Here is an 18,553-nt window from a genome sequence, read left to right as displayed (position 1 = left end):
TTATTGGGATTGATTGAGCAATTCGGGTAAGGGGTCGCTGCCACTGTCTTCGGCGGTGATGACCACCGGCTCGTCGGAGCGCACTTTCTGTAACCCGTGGGTCACCACTTTTTCTCCCGCCGACAGGCCTTCCAGAATTTCCACTCGCCCAAAAAACCGCTGCCCAATTGTGACGGAGCGCTGCTCCGCCACCGGCTCACTGTCCGGGTTCACGATCACGAACACATAGTGGCCACCGCCTTCGGACATCAACGCCGCTTCCGATACCATGATCGCTTCGCGCTCGCGGGTGAACAACTCCACGGTCATCAACAGTCCGGGTTTGAGCTGGCCGCCGTCGTTGGGGAGGATCGCGCGCACGGTGAACGACCGGGTAACCGGGTCCACCTGGTTATCAATGCTCGAGACGACGCCTTCGAACACCTGGTCGCCGAGCGCCCGACTACGTGCGCGAATATCGAGCCCCGGCTCCACCGCCTGCAGGTGCACCGCCGGCAGGGTGAAGTCCAGCTTCATCTGACGATCGTCCACCAGCGTGGTAATCAGATCTCCCGGTGTAACCAGGGCACCGACGCTGATATTGCGCAGTCCCACCACCCCGTCGAAGGGCGCACTCAACCGGAGGTCTTCCAGTCGCGCCTCCAGGGCGTTGTAGCGGGCCTGGGCCGAATGATATTCGCGCTGCCGCTCGTCCAACATGGATTGCGACGCCGCCCCCTGATCCACCAGCGAACGCACCCGGCGCCACTGCCGCTCGGCGTCCTCGGCGTTGGTGCGCGCCTCCTCGAGCAGGGCAATCTCCTCCGCACTGGTCATTTCCACCAGCACCCGGCCCTTTTCTACCCGCTCGCCGTCTTCAAAGTTCAAGCGGGTGACCGTTTTGGTGACATTGGAGGTCAGGTGAATGGATTCGTTGCCGCGCAGCGTACCAAGCGCCTCGATGCGGTTGCGGATCGGCTCCTGAACCACGGTTTGGACGACGACCCCCGGATCACCGGACTGGCTGTGCGCCACGCCAACCGGGAACAGAGACAGAATCAACAGGGTCATCGCCAGGGGTTTATTCATCAGGTGCATGCTCGTCGGGGGATAGTCTGGTAAGCCCTCGATTTTACGCCCAGTCACACCACACCAGACGACTCCGGCCGACGCTTTAACACTAATTTACATCGACCCGTCGGGCTTTTTGGGCAGCGGCCTCCGCCTTGATGACAAAGCAACCCACCACTGGAAACAAATCTTATTGTAAATGAGAAACTATCTCGTTATCATGCGCCTTATTCAACGCCTCTTGCTCAATGACTCTCCGGAACCGAACCCGCTATGCGCAATCCTTCGTCCTCCCTGTTTAACCTCAAATCGCTCGCTCTGCTGATTTCAGCCGGTGCGCTGTGTTCGCCGTCACTGGCGCAGACCGGATCGACCGAGCGCGTTGAAGAGATGGTGGTCACCGCCGATGGCTCCCAGGTACTGCTGCCCGAAGCCTATGCCGGTGGTCAGGTGGCCCGCGGCGGCCGGGTGGGCGTGTTCGGCAATCTGGACATGATGGATGCGCCGTTCACCAGTACCAACTACACCGCCGAGCTGATGCTGGATCAACAGACCAGCAGCGTGGCGGACGTGCTCCAGAACGACCCGGTGGTCCGGGTGGCCAAAGGCTTTGGCAACTTCCAGGAGCTGTATGTGATTCGCGGCTTTCCCGTGTTCTCCGACGATATGACCTATAACGGCCTGTACGGCATTCTGCCCCGGCAGTACGTCGCCTCGGAGTTGCTGGAGCGGGTGGAAGTCTTTCGCGGCGCCAACACCTTCCTGAGCGGTGCGGCGCCCGGCGGCAGTGGCATCGGCGGATCGGTGAATCTGGTGCCGAAGCGGGCGCCGGAGGACGGTGTGCGCCGGGCCACGCTTGGCCTTGGGGGCCAGAGTCAGGGCTACGCCGCGCTGGATATCGGCGAGCGTTTTGGCGCCGGACAGGAAACCGGGGTGCGCGCCAATTTGGTTCGCCGGGATGGCGAGACCGCCGTGGAGAACCAGGAGCGGGAACTGACCCTGGCCGCCATCGGTACCGATTATCGGGGCGAGCGCCTGCGTCTGTCCGCCGACCTGGGATTTCAGGATCATCGCATTGATGCGCCCCGCCCCAGTGTGACCCCCACCGGCGAGCTGCCCGAGGCACCGGACTCGGACCGCAATTTCGCCCAGCCCTGGACCTACACCGACGAACAACAACTGTTTGGTGTGGTGCGGGCCGAGTATGACCTGACCGACCACATCACCGGCTGGGCCGCCGCCGGACTGCGTGAGGGGGAGGAAAACAACATTCTGGCCAACCCCAACAGCGACGCCGAAGGGAACACCAGCACCTACCGGTTTGATAACGTGCGGGAAGACTCTGTGCGCTCCGCCGAAGTCGGCGTGAAAAGTGAATTCCAGACCGGCACGGTCAGTCACCGACTGGTGGCGTCGGCAACGGACTTCTCCTCCGAGTCTCGCAACGCTTATGCGTTCTCAGACTTTTCCGGCTTTTCCGGCAACCTGTACAACCCCGAACCGGTTGCCCCTCCCACCCCCGACTTCTTTGTCGGCGGCGATCTGTCCGCCCCCGGTGTGACCGAGCGGGTGGACAACCAGAGTGTCGCGCTGGCGGATATGCTGGGACTGTTTGGCGATACCCTGCTGGTGACTCTGGGCGCCCGCTATCAGGATATTCACACCCGAAGCTATGATTACAACAGCGGCAATCTGACCTCCGAGTACGACGACGGTCGTCTCTCTCCGGTCGCCGGCGTGGTCTATCAGCCCAGCGACCAGGTATCCCTGTACGGCAACTACATCGAGGGGCTGATGCCCGGCGAGGTGGCCCCGGCCACCAGTGGCGGTGAGCCGGTCGACAATGCCGGAGAAGTCTTCGAGCCCTACCAGGCCGAGCAGATCGAAGTGGGGCTCAAATACGACGCCGACACCTACGGCGGCAGCGTCAGCCTGTTTGATACCGCGCTGCCCAGCGGCTATGTGGAGAACAACCGGTTTTCCGTCAACGGCGAGCAGCGCAATCGCGGGCTGGAGTTGAGCGCTTTCGGTCAGCCCCTGGACACAGTGCGTGTGCTCGGCGGCCTGACTTTCCTGGACAGCGAACAGACCCAAACCCAGGGCGGCCTCTACGACGGCAAGCAGGCGGTGGGAGTACCCGAATTCCAACTCAACCTGAACCTGGAATGGGACCTGACCGCCCTGCCCGGCCTGACCCTGGATACCCGGATCATTCACACCGATGACCAGTACGCCAATGCCGATAACACCGTGAGCGCCCCCGCGTGGACCCGCTGGGACCTGGGCGCCCGCTACCAGACCCAGTGGGACGGACGGGGCCTGACCCTGCGAGCCCGACTGAACAATCTGACGGATGAAAACTACTGGGCCTCCGTCGGCGGCTTCCCGGGCTCGAACTACCTGGTGCTGTCCGAGCCGCGCAGCCTGGTTCTGTCCGCCTCGGTCGAGTTTTAAACCATGAGTTGGATACTGGGAACCCTGGCTACCGCCACCGGCTTTGCCGGTGTACTGAGCCTCTACCGCAGCTGGCGTTTGCCCCTGCCCAAGCCGACGCACTGGCGCCGCCTGGGCTGGATACTGCTGATGCTGTCACTGATTGCCTGGCTCTGGGCCCAGCCAGTGGAGTTTGCCGTGTGCTTCGCCCTGACCGTCCCGGCCCTGCTCGCCTGGCTCTGGATCGGCTGGGCCAGCCCGGACCGACAGCCCGCACGGGACACCAAACTGGAACAGCGGACTCTGAATTGGCCCCGGATCACGTTACTGGGTGTGCAGGTGCTCAAACTGGTGATCAGTGTGCCTCTGGCGGGTCTTGTCAGTGCCCTGCTCAGCTTTGCGGTCACCGATCTGCTGCCCTGGGAGGCGGTCAACCGCCTGGTGACCGGGGTGTTGATGATGCCGGTGTTCTGGGGCCTGGCCAGCTACTGGGTGCTGGCCGACACCCGACTCTGGCGCCCGACCCTGGCGTTGATCGCGACCGGCGTGATTAGCGCCGGCTACCTCTTTCTTCTATAACGACGCTCTACTATGGCCTTCAGACTCTCTCCCCAACTGGTAAAAAACTCCCTGGCCAGCCACAGCTGGATGGGCATCGCCATCGGCGCGCTGATGTATTGGGTGTGCCTGTCCGGCACTCTGGCGGTGCTCTATCCGGAGTTCGAGCGCTGGGAGACGCCGACCGTGTCGGAATACACCGAGGTAAACCCCGAGACCATCCAGAGCGCCTACCAGCGTTTCATGGAGGGTCAGGAGCCCACCGAGCACGCCTACGTCCTGCTGCCCCGCCCCGGCATGCCCCGCACAGTGTTGATGTCCGACCACAGCGCCCGGGTGCTCAATGCCGACGGCACCCTGGGGGAGCCCGCCGCACACCCCTGGACTCACATACTGACCGACCTGCATCTGTACCTGCACTTGCCGAGCAGTTGGGGCATGGTGCTGGTGAGCACGCTGGGCGCCATGCTGCTGGCCCTGATTGTTTCCGGCGTCTTGGCCCACCCGCGACTGTTCAAGGATGCCTTTCACTTCCGACGCAAGGGCAACGCGCGCCTGGAGCAGACCGACCTGCACAACCGCCTGAGCGTCTGGGGGCTGCCGTTTTACATCATGATTGCCGTGACCGGCGCCTTTTACGGTCTCGCCGCCATGCTCAGTTGGGTCGCGGCGGAGGCTTTTTACGATGGTGATACCGACGCGGTAATTGAGACGGTGTACGGCGGTCATCCGGAGAACCTGCCAGAGCGCGAGGGCCCGCTGGGTATTGCTAGCGCCCTGCAGGACAGCATCGAGCGCGCACCGGAAGGCACCCGCCCCATCTACGTGACCGTTGAGCACCCGGATACCGACGAGGAGCACCTATTGGTGGGCACTCACTACCCGGATCGACTCATCTATGCCGAGCAGTTTTACTACGACGGCGCGGGCAACTTCCTGAACAAGGTGGGCTTTAGCGACGGGGAACCCGGGCGGCAGGCGATATTCTCGGTCTATCGCATCCACTTTGGGCACGTTGGCGGCCTGGGCGTGAAACTGCTCTGGGTGGCACTGGGCCTGGCGCTGACCGTGGTATCAGTCAGCGGCATCAATATCTGGTTGGCGAAACGCAAACACCGGGATGCCCTGAACAACCTCTGGACCGGCATTGTCTGGGGTACACCCTTGGCGTTTGTCGTCAGCGCCATTACCCAGGTGCTGCTCCAGTGGCCCTCCAAGTGGATTTTCTGGGGCGTGATCCTGGCCGCCATGATCCTCGCGCAATGGCGCGACCGGCACCCCCCCACCAAGCGCTGGCTGCTGGGGCTGACCAGCGCCGGCCTGGTGCTGCTGGCGCTGGGGCACGCCCTGCGCTTCGGCGCCGATGCCTTCTCCGGTGCGGCGCCGGGCATCAACGCCGGCCTGCTGCTCACCGCCCTGGCACTGGGCCTGATAGCCTGGCGACAGCCGGCACACTGAACCTCTCCACCCTCCGGGCCGTCAACCTTCAGGGTTGCGGCCCAGTCGCTTGTGACGCCACCTCCGGCTTTGGTATAAGATGCCCTACAACGCTGGAACCCAACCCGCCACCACGTGGTCTCACCGGCTCCAAACGGACACTTACCCTTTGCTAGAGGACACCTCCATGAAAAAATTATCCCTGTTGATCCTGATGGCCAGCCTGGCCAGCGCCTGTACCTGGGTGAAAGTGAATGAACAAGCCGAAGACATCGTGGTCGGCAAAGAGGCCAACGTGCGCGGCTGCGAGAAGCTCAGCGACACCAACGTCAGCGTCGCCGACAGTATCGGGCCGATCAGCCGCAGCGAAGAGAAAGTGGCGACCGAGCTGCTGAACATGGGTAAAAATGAAGCGGTACGCCTGGGTGGCGACACCATCGTGCCTCAGGGAGAGCCTGAGGATGGCCGCCAGACATTCTCCATCTACCGCTGTCAGTAATGCGATCGAGGCCCGGTACGCCGGGCCTTCACTGCATCGGCTCAGTACCGGCCCGTCTCGCTACTGATGACCACCCGCTTCAGAATCACATCGACGATAGGCTTGACCACTTCCAGATCAACGCCCTCCGCCGTAGTCAGCGTCAGCCAATAACTCTGATCATCCTGCCGAAGCAAATAGTAAACCGGCCGCAGCTTGACCCCATCCAGCCGGTACCGGTAAGCGCGATACCAGACTTTCGCCTCGCTCTGGGTCAGGAAAATGCCCCGGTCCTCCACCTCGATTGAACGCGCATCTGCGCGGCCGCGCATTTCCATTTCCAGCTTTTCCCAGAGCACCGAGACACGCTGTTTACCGGTGACTCTGTCGGCCGCCAGAAAATACCCCGGCGCCCCCTCGATATACCCGACCAACACCGGCGCACCGTCCGCGGCATCACTTCTGACGGACTCAAGCGATAGCGCGCTGGGGGGCTGAAGCGTCAAACCGGGGGCAAGCACTATGGACTGACGTTCCGATGCCGTTGCGCCAGCGGCAAACAGAAGCACCAGCAGCGCCACTCGGGAGCGGTCAACCAAGCTATTCCTTATGGTTTTTATGACCATTAAAGCGGGCCAATTGAACACAGGCAGAATCCGACGGGAAAAGTCACTCATCTTATTTTATAGTACCACCAAGGCCCATTCGCGGACCCGCAAATGAGACTATATACTCGTCAAGGGATTATGCGCCACTCCTGGCGGCAGACAAGACCTTAGCGTCTTTTACTCCCTTTTGAACAAACACGCAACCGGATACAAATACAGAACCCTGTAGCGGAAAACACCAACCCGTTCGTCACTGTAATACAACGGAGCTGATCCGTTGGGGAGAACGTTGAATTGAAAATAACACCGACCGTGCTGCTGACCCAGCTGATCACATGCGCAGTTCATGCGTCTGGGGATGCGTCGCGTCTGGGGGAAACCACACAATTCAACATCTCTGAAAGCAGAGCAGACGTATCGCTCACGGAGTTTGCACAACAGTCAAATATGACTGTTATTGTCCCGTTCGAGCAGGTGGTGAATATCAAAACCCAGCCGCTGCAAGGTCACTACACCATTGTGGAAGCGGCGCTCCATCTGATTGAAGGCACTGGACTGAATCTCTCCGTAAGCGGCAGCGGCAAGCTCTTTATCCGCACCGATGACGACTCTAAGGGGAAAGATTCAATGCTACAAAAGAATAAATTATCCAGCGCTATCATCGTGGCCATGTCTTCGTTGGCAGGCGCTCAGGCCATTGCCCAGGACGCCGCCAACGGCAACTTTGAAGAAGTGGTCGTAACCGGGATCCGGGGCTCTCTCGAGCGCTCCATGGATATCAAACGGGATTCATCCGGCGTGGTCGACGCAATCTCTGCCGAAGACATGGGTAAATTTCCCGACACCAACGTGGCCGAATCCCTGCAACGGATTACCGGCGTTTCGATTGACCGCAGTGGCGGCGAGGGCCAGTCGGTCACCGTGCGCGGTTTCGGTCCCTCCTTTAATACGGTCATGGTCAACGGTCGGCAGATGGCGACCGAGAACCAGGACCGGGCGTTCAGCTTTGACACCCTGTCAGCCGAGCTGGTTCGAGGTGTGAACGTCTACAAGACCAGCAACCCTTCAATGGTTTCGGGCGGCATCGGTTCCACGATTGATGTTCAGACCGCACGACCATTCGACTTTAATGGTCTTGAAATGTTCGGTTCGATCAAAGGTACTTATGAAAGCCTGAATGAAAAAACCTATCCAACCGTATCGGGCCTGATCAGCAACACCTTTGCCGATGACACCCTGGGTGTTCTGTTGGCGGTGTCCCACTCTGAGCGGGAAAACTACGTCAACTCACTATTTACCGCCGGGTATCGACCAGGCCTGAATCTGTACAATGAACAGGGGGAACTACAGGCAGGCAACGTCACTCCTCCTCGAAATCTGGACATGCGCACTGAGCAACAGAAGCGAACCCGCACCAACGCAAACCTGTCATTTCAGTATGCCCCCTCTGATGATCTGACTGTAACCTTTGATGGTTATCACTCCAACTATGAGGTCGACGCCAAGCTGAATGCTCTGGCCGCCTGGTTCGAGCCCAACAGGGTCACGGACGTTGACTTCAACAACGAAACCCGCACCGTCACCTACATGAATAACGTCGGCACGGAAGACACCCGGGCGGCAACGGACTTCGTGGTCAACCACGGTGACAGTAAGTTCGTCACCCTCAATGCCTTTGGTTTGAATGTTGAGTGGAATATTACCGACGAGCTGGTGGGTAAATTTGATGCCTCCTATTCGGATGCCGAAAACGATATGGCCGGGAAGGAAAACTTCGGCGTGATCGGTCATATCAACACCTATGATTTTGACCTGAGCTCCGGACGTCCCTTGGCCAACCATGAAGGCTACAACGGCAGTGACATCCCGGATCGCTCCATCATGAAAATGCACGTTGGCTCTCCGGGTGGTCCCAACAGCCAAGATGAAATCAATGAGCTTCGCGCAGACTTTGAGTACACGCCGTACAATACCAGCGGCTTTACCTCAATGCGTTTCGGCGCCTATCGTCAGGAACGGGAAAAAGCCTACTATTCAGTCGGCGTGGAAAATGGTTCTCTTTACGGCGGTTATTATGCATCCGCCCCTGAAGAACTTATGTCCAAATTTACTGCACCCAGCTTCTTCCCCGGTGCTCAGGATACCTGGTGGACCTTTGATAACTGGGAGCTTTACGACGTAATGCTCACCGAGGAAAAGGCCAACGAAAACGACCGAGAGCGGGGCAATGAGATCGGCACGACCTGGCAGGCATTGCAGGACGGCAATATGTTCGAGCTGACGGTAAACGACGACCGTTACACAGTACGAGAAAATATATCCAGCCTGTATATGGACTTCACCTTTGAAGGTGATGTCATGAATTTGCCCTGGACCGTCAATGTTGGCGCCCGTTACGCGGAAACATCAACCTCGGTCGATGCGGTACAGACTGTGCTGAGCGACATTGTGGCCACCGGCGATCCGACGCTGTTTGAGACCGTAGAAGGCTCGCCAACCGAGGTTACCGAAAGCAACTCTTACACCAACCTGTTACCCAGCATCAACGCCAAAATTGACCTGCAGGACGATATGGTGCTACGTTTTGCGAGCTATGAAACCCTTACTCGCCCTACCCTGACGGAACTGTCACCAGCGCTGAACATTGGACAGCCACGCCTGCAGAACTTGACCGCCTCTGGTGGCAACCCTAATCTCAAGCCATTTACTGCTGAGAACTGGGACATTTCTTACGAATGGTATTACGGAAGCGCCAGCTACCTGTCTGTAGCTTACTTCAATAAAGAGGTGGACAACTTCATCGTCACTCTTGCCGCTGATGAAGAGTTCACTTTGGCAGATCGCACAAGCACCCCAAATAACATCTGCGCTACAGACCAGTGTGCAGACATTGCTGCCGACGCCGGACTTCCCGATGAACTGCAAGGCCTGTCTGAGACGCTGAGGGTTACTCGCCCACGGAACGCGGAGACGGCGGAAGTCAACGGTCTCGAGCTGGCCTGGACACACCTCTGGGATAATGGCTTTGGTGTAACCCTTAACGCCACCAAAACCGACAGTAACGCGACGCTGTCCGAGGACCGGGACCAGACCTTTGCCCTGATTGGTCTCGGCGACTCGCAGAATGCGGTAGTGTTCTATGAGCGTGGCCCATTCCAGGCTCGGGTCGCGTTCAACAACCGGGAGCAGTTCCTGCAGGCGATCAACAATGGTCCCGCCAGCGAGCCGCTTACGGTGGACACCTACGGCCAGTGGGATGTGAGCGCGAGTTACGACGTGAACGACATCTTCTCGGTATACTTTGAGGGTGTGAACGTCACCGAAGAAGAGCTGGTCAGCCGCGGCCGTGAGGAAGACCAGATCATTTCGGTCTTTGATACCGGCGCTCGCTACTCGGTCGGTCTGCGCGCCCGTTTCTAAACCGGTGAGTCCGGCAGGGACGCCGGAGGTTCATGGAGACTTCTGAAGCGAAAGCTCAGTGTCTGATTGGCTCGGCAGCAATCATGCTGTCGGGTCTTTTTTGCTGAAACTGCACGCGCCTTAAAACCATAACGATAAGCCAGGAGAAGAGTCATCATGACGGAAAGCATTGGTCACGTTGTTGTCGTCGGTGGAGGCACCGCCGGTTGGCTCAGCGCCGCAATGATCGCCGCCTATCATAACGGTCACCGCCCGGACGGACTGAAGGTGACACTGGTGGAGTCTTCCGGCATACCTACCGTCGGCGTGGGCGAGGGCACCTGGCCCACCATGAAAAACACGCTGCAGAAAATTGGAATCGATGAAAAAACCTTTTTTGCCCGCTGCCACAGCACATTCAAGCAGGGCGGAAAATTCATCGACTGGCATACCGGAAACGGCGATGCCTACTACCATCCATTCACTGTACCGATCGCCTATGAGCGGCTGGATCTGGCGCCTTACATCAACGACCTGACTCACTTTGCACCGGAAACGAATTTTCAACATCACATCTGTGAGGCGGGATTGGGGCCGAGATCCCTGACGGATCCCGACTTTCAGGGCCCCTGCAATTACGCCTATCACCTGGATGCCGGCGAGTTCGCCGAGCTACTCAAGCAACACGCCACGGAGAAACTGGGCGTGCATCATCTCGTCGATACAGTATCGAACGTGTCCCTGTCCAGCGATGGATTTATCGACGCAATCACCCTGGAGCAGACAGGGAAACTGGAAGGAGACTTTTTTGTCGACTGCACGGGCTTTGCGTCCAGGCTCCTGGGCCAGGCCCTGGGTGTTCCCTTCAAGCCGATGGATTCTATCCTGTTCAATGATCGCGCCATTGCCGTACAGGCGCCCTACCCGGACGAGCGCAGTCCCATCCCCTGTCACACCCTGGCCACTGCCAAAGCGGCCGGCTGGATCTGGGATATCGGGTTGACGCACCGCCGCGGCACAGGTCATGTTTTTTCCAGTGATTTTATCAGCGAAGATGAAGCCGAATTTACCCTGCGTCAGTATCTTGACCTGAACGAGTCCGAGGCAGATTCCAGAGTCATCAAGTTCTCATCTGGCCACCGGGCCTGCTGGTGGAAGAAAAATTGTGTTGCCGTCGGCATGTCCGCCGGATTTGTCGAGCCCCTGGAAGCCACCGCCATCATGCTGGTTGAGCTGTCGGCCCGGTTCATTTCTGAAAACCTGCCGGCCGACCGCCACACCATGGCCATCATGGAGAAGCGCTTCAATCAGGCGATGTCCTACCGCTGGCAGCGAATCATCGATTTCCTGAAGCTGCACTACATGCTGAACGATCGCCCCGAGCCATACTGGAGGGCGCACCGGGACCCGGCCAGCATTCCCGAAAGCCTTAAGGAGGATCTTGCGGTCTGGGCAACCCGTGGCCCCCAGACCGCGGACTTTGACAGCGCTCTGGAGCTGTTCCCGGCGGCCAGCTATCAGTACGTTCTTTACGGCATGGGATTCAGACCCGACTTTTCAAGTCAGGCCTGGCTGTATGATCAACAGCAACTGGCCCAGCAGGTCTTCACCCGCAATCAACAGCTCACCCGGCAACTGCTGGATTCGCTGCCGAGCCACCGCGACCTGATCAACCGCTGGTTGGGCCAGGCCGCCTGACTGAACACTCATCGATTCCCGGAGTTACGATGTCAACATTGATTCCACTATCACCCTCAGAGCATAAGCACCGGTTTATAGATACCCGGCGCGCGATCAATGATTTTCGCCAGGCCCAGGTGGTTCGACTAAGGGTTCCCGAGGTCGGAAACGCGGGCTGCTGTTTTCCGGTGCTGATCACCAAAGACCCCCAGTTCGGAGAATGGGATATCACCGCACTGACGTCCCTTGAGCCGGAATCCAACCTATTTGTCGGAGATGAGGGTTGGCAGGGCGTCTATATGCCTTTGTCCATCCAGACCTACCCGGTGCGACTCACCAGAGCCGACGGCGCAGAAGGCGTCAGCCTCGCGGTTCGGGCCGAAGACCTTTCGGATTCCGGAGCCGGACTCTACGACGATGAAGGCCAGCCGACGGACTATCTCAAAGCAATCGAAAATGCTCTGCATGAAGACCTCTCTGGCGCTGCGGCCACCCGGGCTTTCTGCCAACACCTCGATGGGCTGAACCTCATTCAGCCCATCAGCATCAACGTGCTGTACAAAGACGGTAAGAGCCGAACTCTTGAAGGACTGTACACACTGGATCAGGACAGGTTATCGTCGCTGTCTGACAAAGAACTGCTGGAGCTCCAGAAACGGGGTTACCTGATGGCCATGAACAGCATGCTGACCTCCCTCTTCCAGCTAAACCGTCTTATTCAGCGACACAAGGAACACAATTCGGTCAATCCGATTCAGAAAATTACGCTTCAGCGCCGCTGAGGGGTAACCACAACAAAACCATAAGAGGACTGTAACCATGACTGACTCTCTCAACCGCCGCGCCCTGCTGCGCGGTGCCGTCGCCAGCGCCTTTGGCGTTACCAGCCTGAGCGCTCTGGGACCCCGGGCACTGGCCGACCACCACGGACAATCTCATCAGCTCAAGGGCAATATTCGCCACTCGGTGGCACGGTGGACCTACGATTTCCTCTCCGTGGAGGAGCTCTGCCAGCTGGTCAAACGAATCGGCTTTTCGGCCATCGACCTGATCGGCCCCAAGGAGTGGCACATTCTCAAAGAGCATGGGGTGGACTCGTCCATGTGTAACGGCGCCGAGCTGAGCCTTGAGGAAGGGTTTGGTAATGCCGAGCACCACAGCGCCCTTATCGAAAGCTATCGTAAGCACATTGATCTGGTCAGCGACGCGGGTTACACCAACCTGATCTGTTTCAGCGGTAACGCTCGGGGCATGGACCCGGAAGATGGTCTGAAAGCCGCCGTCACCGGTTTGAAGAAAGTTCTGGCACAGGCCGAGAAGCGTGGCGTTGTGCTGCAGATGGAGTTGTTCAACAGCAAGGTGGACCATCCCGATTATCTGTGTGACAGCTCGGCTTGGGGTATTGAACTGTGTAAGCGGCTGGATTCACCAAACTTCAAACTGCTTTACGATATCTATCATATGCAAATCATGGAAGGTGACATCATCCGCACCATCCGCGACAACCATCAATATTTCGGCCATTACCACACCGCCGGGGTACCGGGACGCCACGAGATTGACGACTCCCAGGAGCTGTACTATCCGGCAATCATGCGGGCCATTCAGGAGGTGGATTTCAAAGGGTATGTGGCCCAGGAATTTATTCCGGCGCGGGCGACGGATGAGGAGAAGGTTGAGTCATTGAAAGCGGCGATCAAGATCTGCGACGTTTAAGATATTGATCGATTTTCAGAAGACGTAACGTGGAAAGGAAGCCAAGCGGTGGATGACGGGCTATCGCCCTTATCCACCCTACGGTTTTGGGTAACGGCGGATGCGGGAAGAGTGGTTACGGCGGATGCGCCTTCGGCTTATCCGCCCTACGCATACCACGGCAGCACGTCATAACCAAATCCACGACACCTCCATAATCATGCGTAGGGCGGGTAAGCGAAGCGCACCCGCCGTTACCTGACCCCAAATCAGGTCGCCCAGGCCCGGTCGCCTTCCTCGTAAGGCATGCAACCATCGTAACGGCCCGGGATGGCGATATAGCGCAGCACCTGGGTGGCCCCCACCTGGGAGGTGAAGAAACCGAACAGGGTCAGCTGCTTCATCATGGTGAAGTAGTGCGGCGGTGTGGTGCCGGCGGCGGCCACGGCTTTCGCCTCGGCATCCAGCGCCCGAATGAACTCGGTGCGCTGCTCGCCGCTCAGGTTCAGGAAGCCGCTGCCGTACTGCTCGTTGGCCGCGGCGTTCAATTGATCCATACCGCTGTGGAAAATCGCCTGCTCGGCCTCGGTGTAGCAGTCCCGGACAAACACGGTCATGAACTGGCCCACTTCGGCGTCTTTGGCCCCCGGGGTGTCGGTGCGTGGCAGGATGGTTTCCGCCACCTCATCGAGCAGGAACACGTCCTGTTCGGTGAACGTCAGGGGAGCCGCTTTTGAAGCCTCATTTGCACAACCGGCGAGCGTGCCGGTCGCGCCAATCATGGCGGTGCCGGTGGCAGCGGTGATCAGTTTGAGGAGTTCACGTCGATTCATCACAGATTCCCCTTCTTCAGTTCATTCACCGCGTGGTCCACGGCCCGGGCGGTCAGCGCCATATAGGTCAGGGACGGGTTCACACAGGAGGCGGAGGTCATGCAGGCGCCGTCGGTGACGTAGACGTTGGGCGCGTCCCATACCTGGTTGTGGGCGTTGAGGACCGAGGTTTTCGGGTCCCGCCCCATGCGGGCGGTGCCCATTTCGTGGATGCCCATGCCCGGCGCGTAGCCCCAATCGCTACCCTGGACATTTTTAACCCCGGCGGCCTCAAGCATATCCACCGCATCCTGAATCATGTCCTTACGCATCTGTTTCTCGTTGTCCCCGATCTCAACGTTCATGGATAAGACCGGCAAACCCCAGGCGTCCGTGACCGAATGATCCAGCGCAATCCGATTTTCGTGGTACGGCAACATTTCACCGAAGGCGGTCATACCGATGGTCCAGCCGCCCGGTTCACTCAGTGCCTGCTTCAGGTCGGCACCCACATCAAATTCGGCCACTTCCCGATCCCAACGTTCGCGGCTCGCCGACCCCTGATAACCAAAACCGCGCACATAGTCACGTTGATCGCCACCCACGTTGCGGAAGCGAGGAATATAAAAACCGGCCGGTCGGCGACCGTAATAGTATTTATCCAGATAGCCCTCGACATCGCCACTGGCGCCACAACGGAAATGGTGGTCCATGACGTTGTGACCGAGCTCTCCAGAGCTACTGCCCAGCCCGCCGTTCCACACATCCCGGGCGGAGTTCATCAGAATCCAGGTGGAATTGAAGGCCGAGGCGTTCAGGAACACCACGTCGGCGGTGTACTCGTAGGTCTGGTTGTTTTCGGTGTCGATCACCTCCACGCCTTTGGCCCGCTTTTTGTCCTTGTCGTAGATGATTTCTTTCACCAAGGAGAAGGGCCGCAGAGTCAGGTTGCCGGTTTTCATGGCCGCCGGCAGGGTGGAGGACTGGGTGCTGAAGTAGGCGCCGAAGGGGCAGCCCAGCCAGCACTTGTTGCGGTACTGGCAGTTGACCCGGCCCTGCTCAGGCATGGGCTTGGTGATGTTCGCGGTACGACTATTGATCAGATGACGCAGCCCACCAAAACTTTTTTTGATACGCTTGGCTATATCTTTCTCGACACAGTTCAGCTCTACCGGCGGCAGGAACTGTCCATCTGGAAGAACATCCAGACCTTCACGAGTACCGGCAATGCCCGCGAATTTTTCGACATAGTCGTACCAGGGCGCGATATCGTCGTAGCGGATCGGCCAATCAACAGCGATACCTTCTTTGGCGTTGGCTTCAAAATCCATCCGGTTGAAGCGATAGCTCTGGCGGCCCCACAGCAGGGAGCGACCTCCCACGTGATAGCCCCGATACCAATCGAAGCGCTTTTCTTCAACGTAAGGGTTCTTCTGCTCATCCGCCCACATGCCGTACGTGGATTCATTGAGGGGATAGTCACGTTTGAGAACCGGAAACTTTTCTTTCATTTCCTGGGTGGGCTTGTCCCGATGCGGGTAGTCCCAGACTTCCTTGGTGGCGTTCTTGTAGTCCTTAACGTGTTCAATATTCCGGCCACGCTCCAACAGAAGCACCTTCAGGCCCTTTTCGGTCAGCTCTTTGGCGGCCCAACCACCGCTAATGCCGGAGCCGACCACAATTGCGTCATAGTGGTTATCAGACATAACTCGTCCTCTCTAGTTATTGTTCAGTTCGTCTTGCAAGCCGTCCATCGAAATCTCGACGGCTTTCATCGGTGGCATGTCATTGGGATAGATTTCCTGCTCGACGACATACCAGACCGGATCGCCCTCGCCTTCCAACGCTTCAATAATTGCCTGCCAGTCCAATGAGTCCTGACCAATCAAGGGTTGATGGGTGTCACTGCTATCCGCCGCTTTCTGGTTGTGCTGAAAAATGACACCGAACTCACCAAACGGATTATCCGCCCCGGCGGCTGCCTGAGCCTGATCGCGTATATCCGCATAGCGGGTCATTTGCGCTTTGAAATGCACCGTTTCGATTCTGCTCCGGTAGCGTTCGATCACCTCGGCGGGGTCCTTACCTGCAAAGTAGGTCCACCCTACATCCAACTGCAGCAGCACATCATCGGCAGTGTTGTCCGCCAGGTAGTCCCAGAAGGTAGTGTCCTTATAGGAATCAAACTCCCGATGGTGATTGTGGTAGCCGGTTTTCATGTCGTAAGGCTTCAACTGCTCGGCGATCCGGTTCAGGTCAGCAATCAGATCGTCTATTCGCTCCGGGTCCCAGGCTCGGGCATCCATGGGTACAATCAGCCGGTCCACGCCGAGTGTGCGGTATAGTTCTATGGTGTCCGCAAAATTGGCGTCGTTGAACTGATCTACGCCCACGTGCGCACCGCTGATTTCCAGGCCAAGAGAATTCAGATACGCTTTGAAAGCCTCTGGCTCGCCCGTGAACTCACCCAGATTTCCGGCCAACTCAATGCCATCGAACCCCATATCCGCCAGATCTCCCAGGGTGCCTCTGATATCCTCTGAGACCTGATCTTTGACCGACCACAGCTGGACGGATGTGCCTGCATGGCGCTCTTCATCGGCGCTCGCTATCGACGCTGACACCGTCAGCGCCACACCGACCAGCGCCAGAACAATACGATTCATTACCTGCTGCCTTGATGACATAGGTTGTTCTCCAGTTCACGGGAGTTAAAGTTAAAGGTTCGCTTTGAGGCCGTCCAACATTGTCAGCCTTTTGATTTGACTGACTCCGGAGTGTCCCTTAAAGACAGTTCAATGACGCCACTACCGGTCCGCCGGTGGTCAATATTGAAATTCTCTTTCAGTGCCAACAGCAATCCATCAACGTCGCCCGCCTTGTACAATCCGGCTATGCGAACGTCACGGATACGTGAATCAACCACCTTGAACGTCGTCGGGGTATAGCGGCTGAGTTCGTTGAGTGCTTCCCGAAGGGTTTCTCCACGAAACACCAGGTTGCCATCGCGCCAGGAGAGCCGATCATTGATCAAGGTCGTGTCGACCTCTTCAACAGCCAGCGCCTGGCTGTCCCGTACGGTCAGCTTCTGGCCGCGAACCAGGTCGCGGACCTGATCTACCTGCTTTGATACGTCATCGTTTTGCGGCAGTGGTTTAACCCGAACCCGCCCCTCGGTGACAATCACATCAACACTTTCGTCTTCTTTGAGATAGACATTGAACGCCGTGCCCACCGCTTCCACGACATTGCTGCCTGCCCGCACGCGCAGCGGGCGCTGTTTGTCGTGAGCGACTTCAACATGCAGCTCCCCCCGGTTGAGCACCAGCAGGCGCTCCTGATCACTGTAGGTCACCGAAACCTGCGTATTGGTATTGAGTAACATTCTGGTGCCGTCCGGCAGATTGACCGTGGAGTGAGCGCCAACCCCGGTTTCGTAAAGGGTGTCTGAGGTCTCGAGATTGCTCAGTGCCGGTCCCTCGGAGTTCGCCCCACTCCAGGGTGACATGGGCAACAGCAAATTGACGGCAAACACCACTGCCAGAATGGATGCGGCGACCGCCCATACCGTGCGTCCCACCGCCCGCGAGCGCTGCTGCTGAGCCACCGGGGGATCAAACAGCTCCGACAGGACCGACAGGCTGTCCATGCGGTCCCAGAGCTCCGCCATTTCCAGCAGACAGTCGCGATGACCGGGATTGACGTCGAGCCAGCGGCGCAAGGCGGCGGTCTCTTCTTCAGACAGACCGCGATCCAGGCGCGCTACCCACAGGCTCGCATCCTCGTACATCTGCTCTTCTGTCTGAAATTGATAAATATTACTCATCACTTTATCTCCTGGCTCTTGAACGAGCCCGGATTCCTGTTCACAGTGGCCGAAGCCTGTTTCATGTATTTCCTGCACCGGCTCATGCCCGTGGCAATATGCTTCTCAACCGTGTTCTCGCTGATATTCAGGTTCTGGGCAATCTCTTTCTGGGAGTATCCGTACACCTTTTTCAATACAAAGGCTCGTCGACATTGCAGGGGCAGATGTCGAACCGCCTCACAAAACTGTTCAAACTCCTGCTTGGCCGATACCTGGCTGTATACCTGGTCAACATCATCGGTAGCCCAGTCCAGGTTTACACTGTCATCTTCCATGCTGACGCCCACCCGCGTCTCGGCCCGCTTGAGATGATCAAGCGCCAGGTTGCGGGCCGTCCGGTACAGAAACGAGCGAGGGTGCCGGATCTGCTCGGTCTGCTTGACCGCACAGATCCGGACATAGGTCTCCTGGACGATGTCCTCTATCTCCTTGGGAGGCACCAGCCGGGAAACAGCCCTTATCAGCCCCTTTCTGATCGAAAGGTATACGTTCTCCAAGCTCTCTTTATTTGTCATACTTATTTTCGCGTCTATGG

The 18,553-nt window shown here is 58.2% G+C and carries 15 protein-coding genes; 8 read left to right on the top strand and 7 right to left on the bottom strand.

The window, feature by feature from the left end; genetic code table 11:
- Positions 1-1,068: an efflux RND transporter periplasmic adaptor subunit gene (locus N645_RS0113280; protein WP_202960800.1), complete on the bottom strand. Its 1,068-nt coding sequence runs from the start codon at positions 1,066-1,068 to the stop codon at positions 1-3.
- 255 nt (positions 1,069-1,323) lie between these two features.
- Here N645_RS0113280 and N645_RS0113275 point away from each other — a divergent pair, with 255 nt between their 5' ends.
- The 4 genes from N645_RS0113275 (at position 1,324) to N645_RS0113260 (ending at position 5,977) form a co-directional block, all read left to right on the top strand.
- A complete protein-coding gene (locus tag N645_RS0113275) occupies positions 1,324-3,504 on the top strand; it encodes a TonB-dependent siderophore receptor (RefSeq protein WP_036161381.1) in 2,181 nt (726 codons plus the stop codon).
- A 3-nt stretch (positions 3,505-3,507) separates the two neighbouring features.
- Entirely contained in the window at positions 3,508-4,062 is a 555-nt protein-coding gene (locus N645_RS0113270) for a hypothetical protein (RefSeq protein WP_024462004.1), read from the top strand.
- Between the two features lie 12 nt (positions 4,063-4,074).
- Positions 4,075-5,499 carry a PepSY domain-containing protein gene (locus N645_RS0113265; RefSeq protein ID WP_024462003.1) on the top strand — a complete coding sequence of 475 codons (1,425 nt, stop codon included), beginning with the start codon at positions 4,075-4,077 and terminating at the stop codon, positions 5,497-5,499.
- Between the two features lie 166 nt (positions 5,500-5,665).
- Positions 5,666-5,977: a DUF4156 domain-containing protein gene (locus tag N645_RS0113260; RefSeq protein WP_024462002.1), complete on the top strand. Its 312-nt coding sequence runs from the start codon at positions 5,666-5,668 to the stop codon at positions 5,975-5,977.
- A gap of 41 nt (positions 5,978-6,018) precedes the next feature.
- On the opposite strand, the gene N645_RS0113255 is transcribed toward N645_RS0113260, so the two are convergent.
- Complete coding sequence (locus N645_RS0113255; RefSeq protein ID WP_024462001.1) at positions 6,019-6,555, bottom strand: hypothetical protein; 537 nt, start codon at positions 6,553-6,555, stop codon at positions 6,019-6,021.
- A 456-nt stretch (positions 6,556-7,011) separates the two neighbouring features.
- Between N645_RS0113255 and N645_RS0113250 the strand changes: the two genes are divergently transcribed.
- The 4 genes from N645_RS0113250 (at position 7,012) to N645_RS0113235 (ending at position 13,359) form a co-directional block, all read left to right on the top strand.
- A complete protein-coding gene (locus N645_RS0113250; RefSeq protein WP_051174464.1) occupies positions 7,012-9,984 on the top strand; it encodes a TonB-dependent receptor in 2,973 nt (990 codons plus the stop codon).
- Positions 9,985-10,140: 156 nt separating this feature from the next.
- Positions 10,141-11,661, top strand: a complete 1,521-nt coding sequence (locus N645_RS0113245; protein ID WP_024461999.1) for a tryptophan halogenase family protein — start codon at positions 10,141-10,143, stop codon at positions 11,659-11,661.
- A gap of 29 nt (positions 11,662-11,690) precedes the next feature.
- Positions 11,691-12,425 carry a SapC family protein gene (locus tag N645_RS0113240; protein ID WP_024461998.1) on the top strand — a complete coding sequence of 245 codons (735 nt, stop codon included), beginning with the start codon at positions 11,691-11,693 and terminating at the stop codon, positions 12,423-12,425.
- A gap of 37 nt (positions 12,426-12,462) precedes the next feature.
- A complete protein-coding gene (locus N645_RS0113235) occupies positions 12,463-13,359 on the top strand; it encodes a hydroxypyruvate isomerase family protein (RefSeq protein ID WP_024461997.1) in 897 nt (298 codons plus the stop codon).
- A 248-nt stretch (positions 13,360-13,607) separates the two neighbouring features.
- Here the strand turns inward: N645_RS0113235 and N645_RS0113230 are convergent, their stop codons facing one another.
- The 5 genes from N645_RS0113230 to N645_RS0113210 form a co-directional block, all read right to left on the bottom strand.
- Positions 13,608-14,171: a gluconate 2-dehydrogenase subunit 3 family protein gene (locus N645_RS0113230; RefSeq protein WP_024461996.1), complete on the bottom strand. Its 564-nt coding sequence runs from the start codon at positions 14,169-14,171 to the stop codon at positions 13,608-13,610.
- Positions 14,171-15,856 carry a GMC oxidoreductase gene (locus N645_RS0113225; protein ID WP_024461995.1) on the bottom strand — a complete coding sequence of 562 codons (1,686 nt, stop codon included), beginning with the start codon at positions 15,854-15,856 and terminating at the stop codon, positions 14,171-14,173. The genes N645_RS0113230 and N645_RS0113225 overlap by 1 nt, the downstream gene beginning before the upstream one ends.
- A 12-nt stretch (positions 15,857-15,868) precedes the next feature.
- A complete protein-coding gene (locus tag N645_RS0113220) occupies positions 15,869-16,816 on the bottom strand; it encodes a sugar phosphate isomerase/epimerase (RefSeq protein ID WP_024461994.1) in 948 nt (315 codons plus the stop codon).
- A gap of 83 nt (positions 16,817-16,899) precedes the next feature.
- Positions 16,900-17,976, bottom strand: a complete 1,077-nt coding sequence (locus N645_RS0113215; protein WP_024461993.1) for a FecR domain-containing protein — start codon at positions 17,974-17,976, stop codon at positions 16,900-16,902.
- Positions 17,976-18,533, bottom strand: a complete 558-nt coding sequence (locus tag N645_RS0113210; RefSeq protein WP_024461992.1) for an RNA polymerase sigma factor — start codon at positions 18,531-18,533, stop codon at positions 17,976-17,978. The genes N645_RS0113215 and N645_RS0113210 overlap by 1 nt, the downstream gene beginning before the upstream one ends.
- Positions 18,534-18,553 lie beyond the last annotated feature (20 nt).

It is taken from the genome of Marinimicrobium sp. LS-A18, assembly GCF_000463525.1.
Taxonomy (GTDB): Bacteria; Pseudomonadota; Gammaproteobacteria; order Pseudomonadales; family Cellvibrionaceae; genus Marinimicrobium; species Marinimicrobium koreense.
Note: the sequence above shows the minus strand (reverse complement) of the source record. Positions and strands in the feature narration are given on the sequence as shown.